The organism is Clavibacter michiganensis, assembly GCF_002151125.1.
Lineage (GTDB): Bacteria > Actinomycetota > Actinomycetes > Actinomycetales > Microbacteriaceae > Clavibacter > Clavibacter michiganensis_C.
In genome coordinates, this window is sequence record NZ_MDJZ01000004.1 from 56,123 (window position 1) to 73,563 (window position 17,441).

Consider the following 17,441-nt stretch of genomic DNA (forward strand, 5'->3'; position numbering starts at 1 on the left):
CTGACGACTACGCGCGCCCGAGAGCGTCGAGGATCGTCGCGGAGATCACCTGCGCTGCCCCCTCGATGGTCGGCTGGTCGACGGGAGCCACCCCCATCCGTCCTCTGTGCCCGATCCAGGCTCGCGCGTAGTCCTCGGGCGTCGCTGGGACCTCGACTACGTCGATCCCGGGTCGGAGGTACTCGTGCTCCGGCGCGTGAGCCGCGCCGGCCGTCGTCAGGACGGGCAGGCCCATGACGAGCGCGTCGACGGCGACGAGGCCGACGCGTCCCGGGTTGAGGAGGAGTCGGGACATGGCTGCAGCCGGTGCATACGTCTCGGGCGTCGCCTGTCCCAGCAGCACCACACGGCCGGATTCGTCAGCCAGGGCCTCCACCAGCTCCCGGGACTCCCCGTCGCCAGCCACGACGAGCCACTGCGAGGTGTCTTCGGCGAAGGCGATGCGCGCCGCATCCACGAGCAGGTCGACGCTTTTGAAGCGGTTCAGCGCACCGAGGAAGAAGGAGACGCGCGCGTCTCGTGGGATGCCGTGCCGGTCCCGGAACGCCGCCTCGTCAGCCGGCGTGACGACTTCCATTGCACGCTGCAGGCGCGATGTGTCCGTCGAGTTGCGGAACGCCGAGACCTGGTCCTCCCGCAGCCGAGTCGAGGCCAGCACGTGCCGACGACCGGTCTCCGTGTACGTGAGGACGCGCGTCGCACGCGAATTGAGGAGGTCCTCCGCGGCATCCGCGAGGAAGGACTGCGTCGTCGTCTCCGAGATGCCGTGCCCTAGCGTGACGTACGGCTGACGCAGCCCCGCGCTCAGCCATGCGTTGAGGTTCGTACCCTGCATCTCGGTGACAAGCAGCACGTCGCGCCCCCGCCAGGTGCTCGGTAGCCGCCGGAACATGAACTTCGGCACGGACCTCACGGGCTGGACGGTGAGGGAACGCACACGACTGGCCCATCTGGGCTCTACGCCGTCGCCGCGGTCGCGGATGGCGCGCTCCTGGTCCCTGTCCCCGCCGTGGAAGACGCGGCACTCGATGCCGGCGTCCGCCAAGCTCGCGATCACCAGCTCCCAGAGGCGCTCCCGATAGCCGGGGACGTAGGGCTGGGTGATGGCCACGCGGGTGGTCACGACGATCTTCCCGCGACTACAGGACGGATGGCGGCTAGGGCTGCGCGCATGGGAACGGTGACCTCCTGGGGGTCTCTCGGAGCGGAGCGGCGGCGGGCACCGCGGTCGCGGCGCAGACCCCCACTCACCGGTTGGGCTCTCGACGGATGACGAACACCGCGAGACGGCTGGACAGCAGCACGCTTTGCAGGACGAACGCGGACGCGAGGCCAATCGCCGCCCCTGCCGCCCCGGCTGTAATAGACCCCACGACGACCCCTGCCAGGCAGGCGAAAGTCGTTACGACAGCCGTGATAGCCACGTAGTGCTTGAGGCCGAGGCCGAGCAGCAGTGTGCTCACGAGTGAGCTGGCGGACGCGAAAACCAGCCCCCCGCAGGTCACCTGGAGCGCGAACGTCGCGCCGGAGTAATCGTCCCCGAGAAACACCGGGACCGCCCAGGGCATGGCGAGAATGAGCGCACCGTAGAAGAGGCCGAACACCGCCGTCGCGCCCACGACGAGCTTGCAGAGCGACGCGATCGTCGAGGAGGTGCGCTTGGACGCGGCCGGCAGCAAGATCGTGGCGAGCGAGTTGGGGAGGATCCGCAGCGGGTTGGTCAGCCGCGCGGCCGCCGCGTACAGGCCGGCCTGGGCGGGACCGGCGAAGGCGCTCGTCAAGGCGACGTCGAGATTCTGGATCTGCGAGGAGACGGAGTTGATCCAGTACGGGTACGAGCGCGACACGAGCTGCGACATGGTGTGCTGGGACGACGGGACCAGGCGCTTCGAGACGTACACGTGGGCGAAGAACCACGAGAGCGCGGCGGCCACCGCGAACGCCAGGGCGATGGCCAGCATTGGCGGCGTGTCCGTCCACGTGGAGAGGCCGACGAAGATCCCGAGACTCAGGACCCGGCGCAGCACGAGGTTCGTCACGTTGATCCACGAGTCCCCGTCCGCCAGCACCACGCCGAGCCACGCGTCGGCGTTCCTCTCCGCCGCGGCCCAGAGGGCGAAGGGCAGCAGCAGCCAGTACTGCGCATCGACGGCGACGGCGAGGAACACGCCAGTGACGAGGAGGAGCGCGGACAGCGCGATCGAGAACAGATTGTTGAGCTTCAGCGCCGCGGTCACGATCCCGTCGCGGGCGTCCCGGGCGCGCTCACGGACGATGAGCGTGGGAAGGCCGAGGTCGAGCAGGGTCTGCGGGATGGTGATGACGCCGTACGCAGCCGAGAAGAAACCAAACTGCGCGGGGGAGACCTCCCGCACGAGGAGGAGCATGATCGCCGCCTGCAACAGGGCAGCGATGATCTTGCCGGACGAAACCCAGAGGAACTGCAGACCGAGGCGATCCCGTCGCGATTCGACGCCGCCGTCCGCGGGTGCCCCAGGGACGCTGTCCTCCTCGCCGAACGAGTCGGCGGGGATGGTCGTCATACCGTGTTCCCGATCACTCGTCGCGCCGGCCGTCAATACGCCCCCTCACGCCGCAGCACAGCCCGTGCCGTCTTCCACAGGATCACGAGATCCCCCACGATCGACCAGTTCTCGACGTAGTAGAGGTCGAGCCGCACGCTGTCCTCCCACGACAGGTTCGAGCGGCCGCTCACCTGCCAGAGCCCGGTGATCCCGGGCTTCACGAGGAAGCGCCGGTGCACCTTCGTCTCGTACGCCTCCACCTCGCGCGCCAGCGGCGGGCGCGGACCCACGAGCGACATGCTGCCGTTGAGGACGTTCACGAGCTGCATCAGCTCGTCGAGGCTGTACCGGCGGAGGAAGCGACCGATCGGGGTGACCCGCGGGTCGTCCTTCATCTTGAATAGCACGGAGTTGCCGGCATCCCGCGACTGCTTCTCGAGCTCGAGGAGGCGGGCCTCCGCGTCCGTGACCATCGTGCGGAACTTGAGCATCTGGAACGGGCGCCCGTTGATGCCGACCCGCTCCTGGCGGAACAGCACGGGCCCCGGGGTGCTGAGCCGGATGGTCATCGCGATGACGAGGAGCAGGGGAGAGGCGACGACGAGGATCAGCGTGCTCGCGACGATGTCGAAGGCGCGCTTGGCGAACAGCTTGGTGCCCTCGTAGCGCGGCGTCTCCACGTGGATGAGCGGCAGGCCGGCGACCGGCCGGGTGTGGATGCGGGGGCCGCCGATGTCGGTGAGGCTCGGCGCGACCACGAGGTGCTGGCGACCGGGCTCGAGCGACCAGCTGAGCTCGCGGATCCGCTCCGGCGACAGCTCGTCGTTGCTGGCGATGACGATGGTGTCCGCGTCTACCGCGCGCATGGCGGCCTGCAGGTCGTCGAGCTTGCCGAGCACGGGGATCCCGGTGCCGGGCAGCGTCGCCGCGATGACGCCCGAGGGGATGCACGCCCCGACCACGTGGTACCCGGCGTAGGGCTGGCGGGCGAGCTCGCGGGCGAGGAAGCCCGTCGACGCCTCGGATCCGATCAGCAGCACGCGGGACGAGTAGCGGCCCTTGGCCCGCTGCACGTTCAGCCACTGCCGCCACATCCAGCGGCTGAGGACGAGCGTGACGAGGCCCAGGGGCAGGGCGATGATGACGTAGCCGCGGGCGAAGTCGATGCGGCCGAGGAAGGCGACGATGGCGACCAGGCCGAACAGACGCACCGTCGCGTCGAGGATCAGCCGGTACTCCTGGGGGCCGGTGCCGAGCACGCGGTAGCCGCGGGTGCCGTACAGGCCCAGGGCGACCATCCAGCTCGCGATGATGACGACCGATATGACCGAGTAGCTGACGGCGACGTCCTCGGGGCGGCCGGTGAACTGGACGTCGGAGGTCTCGAACCCGAACCACGCGATCTGCACGCCGAAGACGACCCAGATGAGCACGAGCAGGTCGGTGACGACGAGGCCCATGGCGTAGACGCGGCGCCAGTCGTGCGCCCGAGCACCGTCGGCCTCGGTGAGCGGTCCGACGTCCGGGCGCGCGCCCTTGGCGGATCTGCCCGTCGCACGCCGACGCGTGCCGGCCTCCCGTGCTCCTGCGTCCTGCGTGGTCTTCTGTTCGATCATCGTCCCCCCAAGCCGATGGTGCGTCCCCCTGAGACGACGTCGGCTCTTGGGGTCGAGACTACAGGCGTCGCCGCCGGTCCTCGGCGGCGCAGGCCTGTCGGGCCCCGACGCGACGCTCGCGGGACGGTCACGCAGGGCGAGGCGCTGATCCGGGCGGACCCGGGCCGGTCAGATCCGCGTCCAGGTCCCTCCGTCGCGGCGCGTGATGCTCGCGCGCGGGATGTCCACGAGCCCGGCAGCGCGAGCCCGGACGGCGCCGGCGATGCGCTCCGCCGCCTGGTCGTCCTCCGCGGTGAACCGCACGGACAACCGGGGCTCACCGCGCACGACCTGGATGTCGTTTGCCTCGAGGGTGGCGAGGCGGGCGGCCTCCGCCGCGGCGGCCGGGAGCACGGCGGCGGGGTCGGCACCCGGTCGCAGCGCGCCGACGGTCATGGTGATGCGATAGGAGGGCACGGTCCATGGTGACGCACGCGAGCCGACGCGTTAAATGGAGAACGGCCCCGACCACATGGTCGGAGCCGTTCTCGGAAGCTCAGCGTGCTGCGCTCACCAGAGGCGAGCGGGTGGCATTAGAGCGGGCGGATGTTCTCAGCCTGAGGACCCTTGGGGCCCTGGGCGACCTCGAACTCGACCTTCTGGTTCTCGTCGAGCGACTTGTAGCCGCCCGTCGCGATCGCGGAGTAGTGAGCGAACACATCCGCGGTTCCGTTGTCGGGAGCGATGAAGCCGAAGCCCTTTTCAGCGTTGAACCACTTGACGGTGCCTGTTGCCATGACGAAATTTCCTTCAAAAGAGATGCATCGATCCCGGGACCCGGGACCGCGGGTCGCCTGCCCCTCGTGATCCCTCCGGCGGACCGGGCGGATCGTGACTAGCTGACGACTTGTGACCAACCCTAGCGGGTGAAACGGCGCGAACGGGGGATGCGCGCAGATTCTCGTCCGGTGTTTCCCTCCGTGACGCCCTGTGGGGGAGCGGCGGGCGCCACCGGGAGCGGATCGGCGTCGGACGCGGGCGGGATGATGAGGGCATGCACATCCTGGTCGCGCGCACGCCCTCCGGCGTGCGGCTCGTCGACCTCGACGCGACCGGCGTCGTCACCGGCGTGCGCGACGTCCCCACCGCCGGCTGGCCCGCGGTCGCCGCTGCGCGCGAGCGGGCGAACCCCGCTCCCCGCTGGGTGTGGGACGACACCGCCGTCTGGGCGCGTCAGCTGATCGCGGCCGGCGTGCGCGTTGCCCGGTGCCACGACCTGCGGCTCTGCCACGCGATCCTCCGGCTCTCGACGCAGACCGCCGACAGCGCGCTCGCCCGGCAGCCCGCCGGCCCCTGGGACCGGGCGGCCCCTGCCGAGCGCGAGCCCTCAGCCTCCGCGACCCTGTTCGACGACCTCGACGCACCCGAGGGCCGCTCGCCGGACGAGCTCGTCGCCGAGCTCCGGCTCCAGCTCGAGGCGGTGGCGACCAGCGCGGAGCCCGGCCGCCTGCGCCTCCTCCTCGCGGCGGAGTCGGCCGGCGCCCTCGTGGCCGCGGAGATGACCGCCGACGGCCTGCCGTGGGACACCGCCGTCCACGACGCGCTGCTGGTCGACCTGCTCGGCGGACGCCCCGCGCACGGCGGCGCGCCTCCCGCGCTCCTGCGCCTCGCCGCGCGGATCCGGGAGATCCTCGCCGCCCCCGACCTCAACGTCGACAGCCCGCCGGACGTGCTCCGGGCGCTCCGCCGGGCCGGCATCGACGCGTCGAGCACACGGCAGTGGGAGCTGCAGGAGATCGACCACCCCGTCATCGCCCCGCTCCTGGAGCACAAGAAGCTGTCCCGCCTGCTCACCGCCAACGGCTGGACCTGGATGGAGACGTGGATCCGCGACGGCCGCTTCCACCCCGAGTACGTGCCCGGCGGCGTCGTCACCGGCCGGTGGGCCGCCAACGGGGGCGGTGCGCTGCAGCTGCCCCGGCAGATCCGCTCGGCCGTCCGCGCGGATCCCGGCTGGCGGCTCGTCGTCGCCGACGCCGCGCAGCTCGAGCCGCGCGTGCTCGCGGCGCTGGCCGAGGACCGGGCCATGGCCGACGCCGGCCGGGGCACCGACCTGTACCAGGGCCTCGTCGACGCCGGCGTCGTGGACACGCGCGCGCACGCCAAGGTCGCGATGCTCGGCGCCATGTACGGCGCGACCTCGGGCGAGAGCGGCCGCCTGATGCCGCGGCTCGTGCGTGCCTACCCGCGGGCCACCGGATACGTGGAGCGCGCGGCGCGGGCGGGGGAGAGCGGGGGCGTGGTGAGCACGCGGCTCGGGCGGTCGTCCCCGCCTCCCGGCGACGGGTGGCTCGACGTGCAGCAGATCGGCCGCGCGGGCGAGGCGTCGGCGGCCGACGCCGCCCGCGCCCGCACGTCCGCCCGCGATCAGGGGCGGTTCACGCGCAACTTCGTCGTCCAGGGCAGCGCCGCCGAGTGGGCGCTCTGCTGGCTGGCCGGGCTCCGGCGACGGCTGGCCGCCATGGAGCGACCCGGCTCCCGCCCGCACCTCGTCTTCTTCCTGCACGACGAGGTCATGGTGCACGCGCCGGACGACCGCGTCGACGAGGTGCGCGGGGCCGTGGCCGAGGCCGCCGCGGAGGCCGGCCGCCTGCTGTTCGGCGACGCGCCCGTCGACTTCCCCGTCACGATCGCCGTCGTCGACGACTACGCGCAGGCCAAGTGAGCCGAGCCCGGACATGACGACGCCCGGCCCCTCGGGGGACCGGGCGTCGTGGTGCCGTCGGGAGGATCAGCCGCCGGAGGCGACGTCACCCGTGTGGTCGTCGCCGTCGCCCGAGTTGCTGCCGGAGCCGTCGGGGGTCGACCCGTCCGAGCCGCTCTCCGTCGTGACCGCGGAGGAGGACGACTCCTCGTGCTCCTCGGTGTGCGTCGTCGTGCCGTCGTCGTCGGTGGAGGTGCTCTCGTGATCTGTGCTCATGGTCCGACCGTACGCTCGCGCTGCGCCGCGGGGAACCCCGGCGGCGGACACGCGGACGACTTGGCCGGCGGCCCCCCGACGGCGAGGATGGGACCATGACCGATCCCGCGACCGCCGCCCCCGCACCCACCGATCCGGCGGAGGTCCTCGCCGTCTACCGCTCGCGGCGCGAGCAGATGGTGGTGCTACCGCAGGGGAACCTGGCGCTCGTCAACACCCAGTGGATCTCCCACGACGCCGCGCCGCAGCCCGTCTTCGGGATCCCCGGCACCTGGTCGCCGCTCGAGCCCGGCGTCTCCGGCCTGCGCGTCGAGGCCACCGCGGCGGACGGGCTCCGCGTCGACGGCGTCCTCGTGGACGGCGAGGCGATCGTCCGCGGTCGCGACGACCCGAAGCCGTCGTCCGTCGTCGCCAGCGACACGGTGTCGGCCTTCGTCATCGCGAGCGAGGAGGGCACGTACGCGCTCCGCGTGTGGGACGCGCAGTCCGACGCGATCCGCGACTTCGGCGGCATCGACGCGTTCCCGTACTCCGAGGAGTGGGTCGTGGAGGCGGACTTCACGCCCATCGAGGGCGGCCGCGTCATGGGCTTCGAGCACCTCAAGGACGACGGCGCCACGAAGGAGAAGATCGTGCCCGGCGAGATCACCTTCACGAAGGACGGCGTCGACTACTCGCTCGCCGCCTTCCGCGAGGGACGCGCGCTCCTGCTCGTCTTCTCGGACGCCACCAGCGGCGAGTCCACCTACGGCGTCGGACGGTTCCTGATGGTCGCGCCCTCCCCGGACGGCACGATCACCCTCGACTTCAACCGCGCCTACCTGCCCCCGTGCGCGTTCAGCTACAACTTCAACTGCCCGATGCCGCCCAAGCAGAACCGCTTCGCCGTTCCCATCGAGGCCGGGGAGAAGAACGTGCTGGCCACCGGCGGCGGCCTGCTGCACTGACTCAGGCGTCGGATCCGCCGGGCGGGCGCGCCGGACGACCTCGACGGGGAGCGGCGGCGAGCCCCGCGGGTCGCGTGCCCGTCGCACGCGCGTCGCCGATCCGGCGCTCCGCCCGGTCGAGCCACGTCAGGCGCGCGTCGACCTGCGCCTCCTGCGCCTCGACGGCCAGGAGGCGGGCCAGCGCGAGCTCGCCGCCCTCCGCCTCCAGCTCCTCGCGCGCCCGGGCGAGCGCGGCCGACTCGGCCAGCGAGCTCTCCCGCTGCATCCGCACGACCTCGCGCGCGTCGGCTCCGGGGAGCGACAGCGCGAGGGTGACCTTGACCAGCAGCTCGTCACGCGCCCCGACGGCTCCGACGCTCGCCGCGAGCCACGCGTCGACCTCGGCGATCCCCGCCTCGGTGATCGTGTACGGCACGTGCCCCGCGTCATCCGTCTCGCCCTTGACGACGAGGCCGTCGCGCTCGAGCCGGTCGAGCGTGTTGTAGATCTGACCGACGTTGAGCGGAGCCGCCGTCCCCGTGCGTCGCGAGAACTCGGTCCGCAACTGGTACCCGTAGCAGGTGCCCTCGGTGAGGACCGCGAGCAGCGCATGGCGCACCGACATGCCCGCCTCGTCTCCCGGTCCCCGCGGACCGCCACCTGGAGCCTAGGCATTCCCGGCATGCATCCCGGTCGGACCCGCCGAGGCGCGGGAACCGTCCGCGCCGGCGCCGCACCGGCGCGTCGCGACCCGCGTGTTGCCCGCGCACAGGATCACCCGCCATGATGGGACCCGTCGGCGCTCGCGCCGGCCGCACCGGCAGGTGTGGAGCTCGTCCATCGCACGCAGATCGTTGGGGAAGACGCATCTGATCGGATGGAGGAGACCCATGGAAGCACCCGTCGCCAACTCAAGACCGGCTCGAGGAGTGCTCTACGTGCACTCCTCCCCTCGCGCGCTCTGCCCCCATGTCGAATGGGCCGCCGGTCGTGCGCTCGGTCACGCCGTGAACTTCACGTGGGACCCGCAACCGGTGCTCAAGGGCGCCATGCGCGCCGAGTACTACTGGGAGGGCCCGGAAGGGTCCGGCGCCGCCATCGCCAGCGGCCTCCGCGGCTGGGAGCACCTCCGCTACGAGGTCACCGAGGACGCCGGCCCCGGCCGTGACGGCGGGCGCTGGATGCACACGCCCGACCTCGGCGTCTTCTTCGCGCAGACCGACACCGCCGGCAACACGGTGATCCCCGAGGACCGGATCCGCTACGCGCTCGACGTCGCCGGATCCAACACGCTGGAGCTCCACCGCGAGCTGCGCCTCGCCATGGGGCAGGCCTGGGACGACGAGCTCGAGGCCTTCCGCCACGCGAGCGACTTCAGCCCGGTCGTCTGGCTGCACAAGGTCGGCTGACCCGATCCCCGCGCGGCTCCTCCCCGCGCCCTGCACGACGAGAGGCCCCGACCATCCGGTCGGGGCCTCTCGTCGTGCATGCGGCTAGACGCTGCGGAACGCGATGACGGCGTTGTGCCCGCCGAAGCCGAACGAGTTGCTGATCGCGAGCAGGTCGCCGTCGCCGAGCGAGCGGGGTGACGTGACCACGTCGAGCGGGATGTCGGGATCCTGCTCCGTGAGGTTGATCGTCGGGGGAGCGGTGCGCTCCGCCAGCGCCTTCACGGTGAAGACGGCCTCGATGGCGCCCGCCCCGCCGAGCAGGTGACCCGTCGACGCCTTGGTCGCGCTCACGGGGATGCCGTGCACGGCGTCGCCGAACACGCGCTCGAGCGCCTTGTACTCGGCGATGTCCCCGACCGGCGTGCTCGTCGCGTGGACGTTGATGTGGGACACGTCGCCGCGCGAGTAGCCCGCGCCCTCGATGGTCTGGATCATGGCGCGCGCCGCCGCCGTGCCCTCGGGGTCGGGGGCGGTGATGTGGAACGCGTCGCTCGTCACCGAGCCGCCGACGAGCTCCGCGTAGATGCGGGCGCCGCGGGCCTTCGCGTGCTCTTCGGTCTCGAGGACGAGCGCGGCGCCGCCCTCGCCGAGGACGAAGCCGTCGCGCGCGATGTCGTACGGACGCGAGGCGCGCGTCGGGTCGTCGTTGCGCTTGGAGAGCGCCTGCATCGCCGCGAACGACGCGATGGGCAGCGGGTGGATGGAGGCCTCGGATCCGCCGGCGACGATGATGTCCGCGCGCCCGGCCTGGAGGTGCTCGTAGGCGCTCGCGATCGACTCGGTGCTGGATGCGCAGGCGGAGACCACGGTCTGGATGCCGGCGCGCGCGCCGAGGTCCATGCCGACCGCGGCCGCGGGGCCGTTGGGCATGAGCATGGGGACGGTCATGGGGAGGACCCGACGCGGGCCCTTCTCGCGCAGCGTGTCCCACGCGTCGAGCAGGGTCCACACTCCGCCGATGCCGGTCGCCCAGTCCACGGCGAAGCGGAGCGGGTCGACCTCGGGGGATCCGGCGTCGGCCCAGGCCTCACGGGCCGCCGTGAGGGCGAACTGGCTGGAGGGGTCGAGGCGCTTGGTCTCGATGCGCTGCATCACCTCGGAGGACGGCACCTTGGCCTGTCCGGCGAAGGTGACGGGGATCTCCCACTTCGCGACCCAGTCCTGCTCGAGGGCGCTGATGCCCGACTCGCCACGGAGGAGCGCCTGCCAGGTGTCCTCGGCCGTGCCGCCGAGGGGCGACGTCGCGCCGATGCCGGTGACGACGATCTTCTTGGGGGTGGTCATGCGTGGCGTCTCCTCGACGTCGGGAACGGGGGAGGGAGATGGCCGGCCCCGGATCCGGGACCGGCCAGCTCCGCGCGATCAGGACTGCGCGTTGGTGATGAACGTGACCGCGTCGCCGACGGTCTTGAGGTTCTTGACTTCCTCGTCGGGGATCTTGACGTCGAACTTCTCCTCGGCGTTGACGACGATCGTCATCATCGAGATCGAGTCGATGTCCAGGTCGTCGGTGAACGACTTGTCCATCTCGACGGTGTCGGTGGCGATCCCGGTCTCGTCGTTGACGAGCTCGGCCAGGCCGGCCAGGACTTCTTCGGTGGACAGTGCCATGTGTATCTCCTCGTGGTTCGTGATGACCGGAACAGCTTATGGGGCGGTGGGGCTCAGGGCAGGACGACGACCTGCGCGCCGAAGACGAGTCCCGCGCCGAACCCGATCTGCAGGGCGAGGCCGCCGGAGAGCGACGGGTCCTCCTCGAGCAGGCGGTGGGTGGCGAGCGGGATCGACGCGGCGGAGGTGTTGCCCGTGGTCGCGATGTCGCGCGCGATGGCGACCGAGTCGGGGAGGCCGAGCTGCTTCGCGAACTCGTCGACGATGCGCATGTTGGCCTGGTGGGGGATGAAGGCGGCGAGCTGGTCGGGCGCGATGCCGGCGCGGTCGAGGGCCTCCTTGGCGACCTTGACCATCTCCCACACGGCCCAGCGGAAGACCTTCTGGCCGTCCTGGCGGAGCGTCGGCCATGCGGATCCGTCGCGCATGCTCTTCAGGGTGCCGGTCATGCCGACCGCGTCCCAGTTCGATCCGTCGGAGCCCCATACGGTCGGCGAGATGCCGGGGGTGTCGCTGGGGCCGACGATCGCCGCACCGGCGCCGTCGCCGAGCAGGAAGGAGATGGAGCGGTCGGTCGGGTCCACGATGTCGGACAGCTTCTCGGCGCCGACCACGAGGACGTACTCCGCGAGGCCCGACCGGATGAAGGAGTCCGCCTGCGCGATGCCGTACGTGTATCCGGCGCATGCGGCGGAGATGTCGTAGGCGGGCGCCGGGTTGGCGCCGATGCGGTCGGCGAGGAGCGCGGCCATCGACGGGGTCTGCACCGTGTTGCTGACGGTGGAGACGAGCACGATGCCGATCTGCTCGGGCCGGATGCCGGCCTTCGCGATGGCCTCGAGCGAGGCCGTCGTCGCGAGGTCCACGGCGTCGACGTCGGCCCCGGCGCGCTTGCGCGTGATGATGCCGGTGCGCTGGCGGATCCACTCGTCGGAGGAGTCGATGGGCCCGACGAGGTCGTCGTTCGGGACGTCGAGCTCGCCGCGGGCGGCGCCGAGGCCCCAGATGCGGGTGAAGCGCTCGACCACGGGCGCGGTCTGGATGGTGGGGCGGGGCTGGGCGGTCATGTGTGCCTGTTCGGTGTCGGGTGAGGCGGGATCAGGCGTGCGCGTCGAGCATGTCGATGGCCGCCGGGAGGTCGTCGGGCGTGGAGAGCGCGAGCGTGGGCAGTCCCTTGAGGCCGCGCTTGGCGAGGCCCGTGAGCGCACCGGCGGGGGCGACCTCGATGAGGCCGGTGACGCCGGCGGCGTCGAACGCCTCCATGCACAGGTCCCAGCGCACGGGGCTCGCCACCTGGCCGACTACGAGGTCGAGGTAGGCGGCACCGGACTCGACGCGGCTGCCGTCGCGGTTCGTCCAGATCGGGAAGCGCGGATCCCGGGGCGCCAGCGGCGCGACCGCGGCCTGCAGCTCCGCGACGGCGGGCGCCATGTGGTGCGTGTGGAAGGCGCCGGCCACCTGCAGCGGGATGACGCGCGTGCCGCGGACGGGCTCCGCCTGGAGCGCCGCGAGTGCCTCGGGGGCGCCGGCCACGACGATCTGGCCACCGCCGTTGAAGTTGGCGGGCTCGAGCCCGAGCTCGGCGAGACGGGCGAGGACGGCGTCCTGGTCGCCGCCGACGACGGCGCTCATGCCCGTGCGCGTGACGGCTGCGGCCTCGGCCATCGCGTCCCCGCGGGTGCGGACGACCGCCATGGCCTCGGCGTCCGTGATGATCCCGGCACCGGCCGCGGCCGTGATCTCCCCGACCGAGTGGCCCGCGATGCCGGCGACGTAGGCGTCCCGACCGTCCGCGAGGAGCGCGTGCAGCGCCACGATGCCGGCCGCCACGATCAGCGGCTGCGCCACGGCGGTGTCGCGGATCGTGTCGGCGTCGGACGTCGTGCCGTGGGTCACCAGGTCGAGGCCGGCCGCGTCACCCAGCTCGCCGAGTCGCCGCGCGTGCTCGGGGTGCTCGAGCCAGGGGGAGAGGAAGCCGGGCTTCTGGGAGCCCTGACCCGGGCAGACGACGATGATCATCCGTCCATCCTCCCGCCCGCGTCCGGGACCGCCGGAGTCGACATCCCACAGAGGATCCGCCACGACATTGTGACGATGCCACACGCGGGGTGCGTCACCGTGCCGCCTGGCGCTTCGGACGGGCACGACCCGACCCCTGCTGCTTGGGCACCGTCGTCCCCGCCTCGGCGATGCTGCCGATGATGAGCGCGGCCTGGAGGATGAGCGCCTCGCGCGCACCCGTCGCATCCCAGCCGATCACGTCGGAGACGCGCTTGAGGCGGTACCGGACGGTGTTCGGGTGGACGAACAGCTCCCGCGCCGTCGCCTCGAGCGAGCGGCCGGTGTCGAGGTAGCACCACAGCGTGGCGAGCAGCTCGGTGGAGTGCGCCTGCAGCGGCTTGTAGATCCGGTTGATGAGGGTGGACCGCGCCAGCGGGTCGCCGGCGAGGGCGCGCTCCGGCAGCAGGTCGTCGGCCAGCGTGGGCCGGGGGGCGTTGCGCCACGAGCGGGCCACGGCGAAGCCGGCGAGGGCCGCGCGCGCGCTCCGCGACGCCTCCACGAGGCTGGGCACCTCGTGGCCGAGCACCAGGTGGCCCGTCCCGAACCCGGGCTCGAGCTGCGTCGCGATCTCGAGGAAGGACACGGGAGGGGTCTCGGGCGCGGCGGCCTCCGGATCCACGACGGCAGGCGACGCGCGCCCGATGACGAGGACGAGGCGGCTGCCCTGGACGCCGATGAGGACGTCCGCGTCGAGGTGACGCGCCGTGCGGCGGAGCTGGTCGACGTCGAGCACCGCGGGCGCGGTGCCGACGAGCACGGACACCTCGCCGTGGCCGTGCCAGCCGAGCGCGGCGATCCGCGACGGCAGCTCGTCGTCGTACTCGCCCGAGAGGATGCTGTCGACGACGAGCGCCTCGAGCCGGGCGTCCCACAGGCCGCGGGCCTCCGCGGCGCGCGCGTAGACGTCGGCCGCCGCGAACGCGATCTCCCGCGAGTAGAGGAGGATCGCGTCGCGCACCGTGCGATGTCGGTCGCGCACCCGGTCCTCGACGACCTCCACCGTCACCCGGATGAGCTGCAGCGTCTGCTGCAGGCTCACCGAGCGGAGGAGCTCACGCGGTGCGGCGCCGAAGACGTCCGCCGCGATCCACGGCGTCGAGTCCGGGTCGTCGTACCAGTGGATGAAGGACGTGATGCCCGCCTGGGCGACGAGGCCGACGGCGGACCGCCGCCCGGGCGGCATGTCGCCGTACCAGGGCAGCGTGTCCTCCAGCCGCTTGAGCGTCGCGCTCGCGAGCTCGCCCGACAGGGACCGGAGCCACGTCAGCGTCTCCGCCTTCGTCTCCCCGGTCTCCACGTCGGTGTCGTGCCGGTCGCTCGGGCTCACGTCAGGTCGGCGCAGCTCACGCCTCGCCGCCCGCCGATCCGGTCGTGCCGGCGTTGACGTCGAGCAGGCGGTACTTGTCGATCGCCCACTTCGGCGCGTCCTGGTCGACCTTGCCCTGCTTCGCGAGGCGCTGCAGCGTCTTCACGACCATCGACGGGCCGTCGATCGCGAAGAAGCGGCGGGCGGCCGGGCGCGTGTCCGAGAAGCCGAAGCCGTCGGCGCCGAGCGTCGAGTAGTCGCCGGGGACGAACTGCCGGATCTGGTCGGGGACGGCGTGCGAGAAGTCGGTGACCGCGACGAACGGGCCCTCGGCGTGCCGCAGCTTCTCCTGCAGGTACGGGACCCGGGTCTCGGAGTGCGGGTGGAGCAGGTTGTGCTCCTCCGCCGCCAGGCCGTCGCGGCGCAGCTCGCCCCACGAGGTGACGGACCACACGTCGGCGGACACGCCCCAGTCGTCGGCCAGCAGCTGCTGCGCCTCGAGCGCCCACGGTACCGCGACGCCGGACGCCATGAGCTGCGCCTTCGGGCCGTCGGTCCACCCGTCCTTGAGCTTGTAGACGCCGCGGACGATCCCGTCCACGTCGACGCCCTCGGGCTCGGCCGGGTGGATGATCGGCTCGTTGTACACCGTGAGGTAGTACATGACGTTCGGGTCCTCGTGCTCGCCGCCGTACATGCGCTCGAGGCCGGTGCGCACGATGTGCCCGATCTCGTAGGCGTACGCCGGGTCGTAGGACACGATCGCCGGGTTCGTCTGCGACAGGACGAGCGAGTGGCCGTCCGCGTGCTGGAGGCCCTCGCCCGTGAGCGTCGTGCGGCCGGCGGTGGCGCCGATGAGGAAGCCGCGCGCCATCTGGTCGCCCGCCGCCCAGATCGCGTCGCCCGTGCGCTGGAACCCGAACATCGAGTAGAAGACGTAGATCGGGATGAGCGGCTCGCCCTGCGTCGAGTACGTGGTGCCGAGGTTGGTGAACGCCGCCAGGGCGCCCGCCTCGTTGATGCCCACGTGCACGATCTGGCCCTGCGGGCTCTCCTTGTAGGACAGCAGCAGCTCGCGATCGACCGACGTGTAGTGCTGGCCGTTCGGGTTGTAGATCTTCGCCGTCGGGAAGAAGGCGTCGATGCCGAACGTGCGGGCCTCGTCCGGGATGATCGGGACGACGCGGTTGCCGAAGTCCTTGGCGCGGATCAGGTCCTTCAGGAGCCGGACGAACGCCATGGTCGTGGCGATCTCCTGCGTGCCGGAGCCCTTCTTGGAGATGCGGTACGCCGAGTCGTCGGGCAGCGAGATCGCCGTGTGGTTGGTCCGGCGCTCGGGGGAGTACCCGCCGAGCGCGCGCCGGCGCTCCTGCATGTACTGGATCGCCTCGTCGTCCTGGCCGGGGTGGTAGTACGGCGGCAGGTACGGGTCCTGCTCGAGCTGGGCGTCCGTGATCGGCACGCGCATCTCGTCGCGGAACTGCTTGAGGTTGTCGAGCGTGAGCTTCTTCATCTGGTGGGTCGCGTTGCGGCCCTCGAAGCTCGGGCCGAGGCCGTAGCCCTTGACCGTCTTCGCGAGGATCACCGTGGGCTGGCCCGTGTGCTCGCTCGCCGCCTTGAACGCCGCGTAGACCTTGCGGTAGTCGTGGCCGCCGCGCTTGAGGTTCCAGATCTGGTCGTCGGTGTAGCCCTCGACGAGCTTCGCGGTGCGCTCGTCGCGCCCGAAGAAGTTCTCGCGGATGTAGGCGCCGCTCTCGGCCTTGAAGGTCTGGTAGTCGCCGTCGGGCGTGCGGTTCATGAGGTCGAGCAGCGCGCCCTCGGTGTCGCGGGCGAGCAGGTCGTCCCACTCGCGGCCCCAGACGACCTTGATGACGTTCCACCCGGCGCCGCGGAAGAAGCTCTCGAGCTCCTGGATGATCTTGCCGTTGCCGCGGACGGGTCCGTCGAGGCGCTGGAGGTTGCAGTTGATGACAAAGTTGAGGTTGTCGAGCTTCTCGTTCGCCGCGACCTGGAGCTGGCCGCGGCTCTCGACCTCGTCCATCTCGCCGTCGCCGAGGAACGCCCAGACCTGCTGGTCGGACGCGTCCTTGATGCCGCGGTTGGTGAGGTACTTGTTCGCCTGCGCCTGGTAGATCGCGTTGATCGGGCCGAGGCCCATCGAGACCGTGGGGAACTGCCAGAACTCCGGCATGAGGCGGGGGTGCGGGTACGACGACAGCCCGCCGCCCTCATGGCTCTTCTCCTGGCGGAAGCCGTCGAGCTGGTGCTCGCTCAGGCGGCCCTCGAGGAAGGCGCGCGCGTAGGTGCCGGGGGAGGCGTGCCCCTGCACGAAGACCTGGTCGCCGCCGCCCGGGTGGTCCTGGCCGCGGAAGAAGTGGTTGTAGCCGACCTCGTAGAGCGCGGCGGAGGAGGCGTAGGTCGCGATGTGGCCGCCGACCGCGATGCCGGGGCGCTGGGCCCGGTGCACCGTGACGGCCGCGTTCCAGCGGATCCACGCGCGGTAGCGGCGCTCGAGGTCCTCGTCACCGGGGAAGTCGGGCTCGTTCTCCGGCGCGATGGTGTTGATGTAGTCCGTGGTCGGGACCATCGGCACGTTGAGGTGCAGCTCCTTCGAGCGCTTGAGGAGGCTGAGCATGACGTCGCGTGCGCGACCCCGGCCCTGCGTCTCGACGAGCCCGTCGAGGGACTCGTTCCATTCGGCGGTCTCTTCCGGATCCTGGTCGGTGTGGTTCACCGAGTACGGATCCTGGTCGTTGACAGTCACCCTCGACCTCTTCCTGTGGTGTGCAGACATCGTCTTCGGTGCCACGGGGCTCGAAGGGTGCGAGACCGCGCGTACGCCAGGAGCCAGCCTACCCATGCCGACCGACGGTCACGGACGACGGGCGGCGCGCCCTCGGCGACCGGCCGCGACCCCGGGCGCTGGACATCGAGGATCCCCGGCGTAAGCTCGACACTCGTGCCAGACAGGGGACATCTGCCGGCA

The 17,441-nt window shown here is 71.6% G+C and carries 16 protein-coding genes; 3 read left to right on the forward strand and 13 right to left on the reverse strand.

Annotated features, from left to right (window positions below):
• Positions 1-7: 7 nt before the first annotated feature.
• The 5 genes from BFL37_RS01610 to BFL37_RS01630 all read right to left on the reverse strand — a co-directional run bounded on the left by BFL37_RS01610 (position 8) and on the right by BFL37_RS01630 (position 4,917).
• On the reverse strand, positions 8-1,123 hold the full coding sequence (locus BFL37_RS01610) for a glycosyltransferase family 4 protein (protein WP_086513434.1): 1,116 nt from the start codon (positions 1,121-1,123) through the stop codon (positions 8-10).
• 124 nt (positions 1,124-1,247) lie between these two features.
• Positions 1,248-2,543, reverse strand: a complete 1,296-nt coding sequence (locus BFL37_RS01615) for an oligosaccharide flippase family protein (RefSeq protein WP_086513435.1) — start codon at positions 2,541-2,543, stop codon at positions 1,248-1,250.
• A 32-nt stretch (positions 2,544-2,575) separates the two neighbouring features.
• Positions 2,576-4,141 (reverse strand): sugar transferase, encoded by a 1,566-nt coding sequence (locus BFL37_RS01620; protein WP_086513436.1) that lies wholly within the window; start codon positions 4,139-4,141, stop codon positions 2,576-2,578.
• Between the two features lie 168 nt (positions 4,142-4,309).
• The gene (locus tag BFL37_RS01625) at positions 4,310-4,597 is read right to left on the reverse strand and encodes a hypothetical protein (RefSeq protein WP_086513437.1); all 288 of its coding nucleotides are present in this window, start codon (positions 4,595-4,597) and stop codon (positions 4,310-4,312) included.
• 116 nt (positions 4,598-4,713) lie between these two features.
• Complete coding sequence (locus BFL37_RS01630; RefSeq protein ID WP_012038298.1) at positions 4,714-4,917, reverse strand: cold-shock protein; 204 nt, start codon at positions 4,915-4,917, stop codon at positions 4,714-4,716.
• A gap of 257 nt (positions 4,918-5,174) precedes the next feature.
• Here BFL37_RS01630 and BFL37_RS01635 point away from each other — a divergent pair, with 257 nt between their 5' ends.
• Positions 5,175-6,845 carry a bifunctional 3'-5' exonuclease/DNA polymerase gene (locus BFL37_RS01635; protein ID WP_086513438.1) on the forward strand — a complete coding sequence of 557 codons (1,671 nt, stop codon included), beginning with the start codon at positions 5,175-5,177 and terminating at the stop codon, positions 6,843-6,845.
• Between the two features lie 66 nt (positions 6,846-6,911).
• On the opposite strand, the gene BFL37_RS14545 is transcribed toward BFL37_RS01635, so the two are convergent.
• Positions 6,912-7,100 carry a hypothetical protein gene (locus BFL37_RS14545; protein WP_172403716.1) on the reverse strand — a complete coding sequence of 63 codons (189 nt, stop codon included), beginning with the start codon at positions 7,098-7,100 and terminating at the stop codon, positions 6,912-6,914.
• Positions 7,101-7,195: 95 nt separating this feature from the next.
• On the opposite strand from BFL37_RS14545, the gene BFL37_RS01645 reads away from it, so the two are divergent.
• Complete coding sequence (locus BFL37_RS01645) at positions 7,196-8,047, forward strand: DUF1684 domain-containing protein (protein ID WP_086513440.1); 852 nt, start codon at positions 7,196-7,198, stop codon at positions 8,045-8,047.
• 1 nt (position 8,048) lies between these two features.
• Here BFL37_RS01645 and BFL37_RS01650 read toward each other — a convergent pair whose 3' ends face one another.
• Positions 8,049-8,651: a PadR family transcriptional regulator gene (locus BFL37_RS01650; RefSeq protein WP_086513441.1), complete on the reverse strand. Its 603-nt coding sequence runs from the start codon at positions 8,649-8,651 to the stop codon at positions 8,049-8,051.
• A 265-nt stretch (positions 8,652-8,916) separates the two neighbouring features.
• Between BFL37_RS01650 and BFL37_RS01655 the strand changes: the two genes are divergently transcribed.
• On the forward strand, positions 8,917-9,435 hold the full coding sequence (locus BFL37_RS01655; RefSeq protein ID WP_012038303.1) for a DUF3145 domain-containing protein: 519 nt from the start codon (positions 8,917-8,919) through the stop codon (positions 9,433-9,435).
• A gap of 84 nt (positions 9,436-9,519) precedes the next feature.
• On the opposite strand, the gene BFL37_RS01660 is transcribed toward BFL37_RS01655, so the two are convergent.
• The 6 genes from BFL37_RS01660 to aceE form a co-directional block, all read right to left on the reverse strand.
• On the reverse strand, positions 9,520-10,761 hold the full coding sequence (locus BFL37_RS01660; protein WP_086513442.1) for a beta-ketoacyl-[acyl-carrier-protein] synthase family protein: 1,242 nt from the start codon (positions 10,759-10,761) through the stop codon (positions 9,520-9,522).
• A gap of 78 nt (positions 10,762-10,839) precedes the next feature.
• Positions 10,840-11,088 carry an acyl carrier protein gene (locus tag BFL37_RS01665; RefSeq protein WP_012038305.1) on the reverse strand — a complete coding sequence of 83 codons (249 nt, stop codon included), beginning with the start codon at positions 11,086-11,088 and terminating at the stop codon, positions 10,840-10,842.
• 53 nt (positions 11,089-11,141) lie between these two features.
• Positions 11,142-12,155 carry a beta-ketoacyl-ACP synthase III gene (locus tag BFL37_RS01670; RefSeq protein WP_086513443.1) on the reverse strand — a complete coding sequence of 338 codons (1,014 nt, stop codon included), beginning with the start codon at positions 12,153-12,155 and terminating at the stop codon, positions 11,142-11,144.
• A gap of 31 nt (positions 12,156-12,186) precedes the next feature.
• Entirely contained in the window at positions 12,187-13,107 is a 921-nt protein-coding gene (locus BFL37_RS01675) for an ACP S-malonyltransferase (RefSeq protein WP_086513444.1), read from the reverse strand.
• A gap of 94 nt (positions 13,108-13,201) precedes the next feature.
• Positions 13,202-14,476: a PucR family transcriptional regulator gene (locus tag BFL37_RS01680; protein WP_086513445.1), complete on the reverse strand. Its 1,275-nt coding sequence runs from the start codon at positions 14,474-14,476 to the stop codon at positions 13,202-13,204.
• Positions 14,477-14,492: 16 nt separating this feature from the next.
• Positions 14,493-17,219 (reverse strand): pyruvate dehydrogenase (acetyl-transferring), homodimeric type, encoded by a 2,727-nt coding sequence (gene aceE, locus BFL37_RS01685; RefSeq protein WP_086513446.1) that lies wholly within the window; start codon positions 17,217-17,219, stop codon positions 14,493-14,495.
• Positions 17,220-17,441 lie beyond the last annotated feature (222 nt).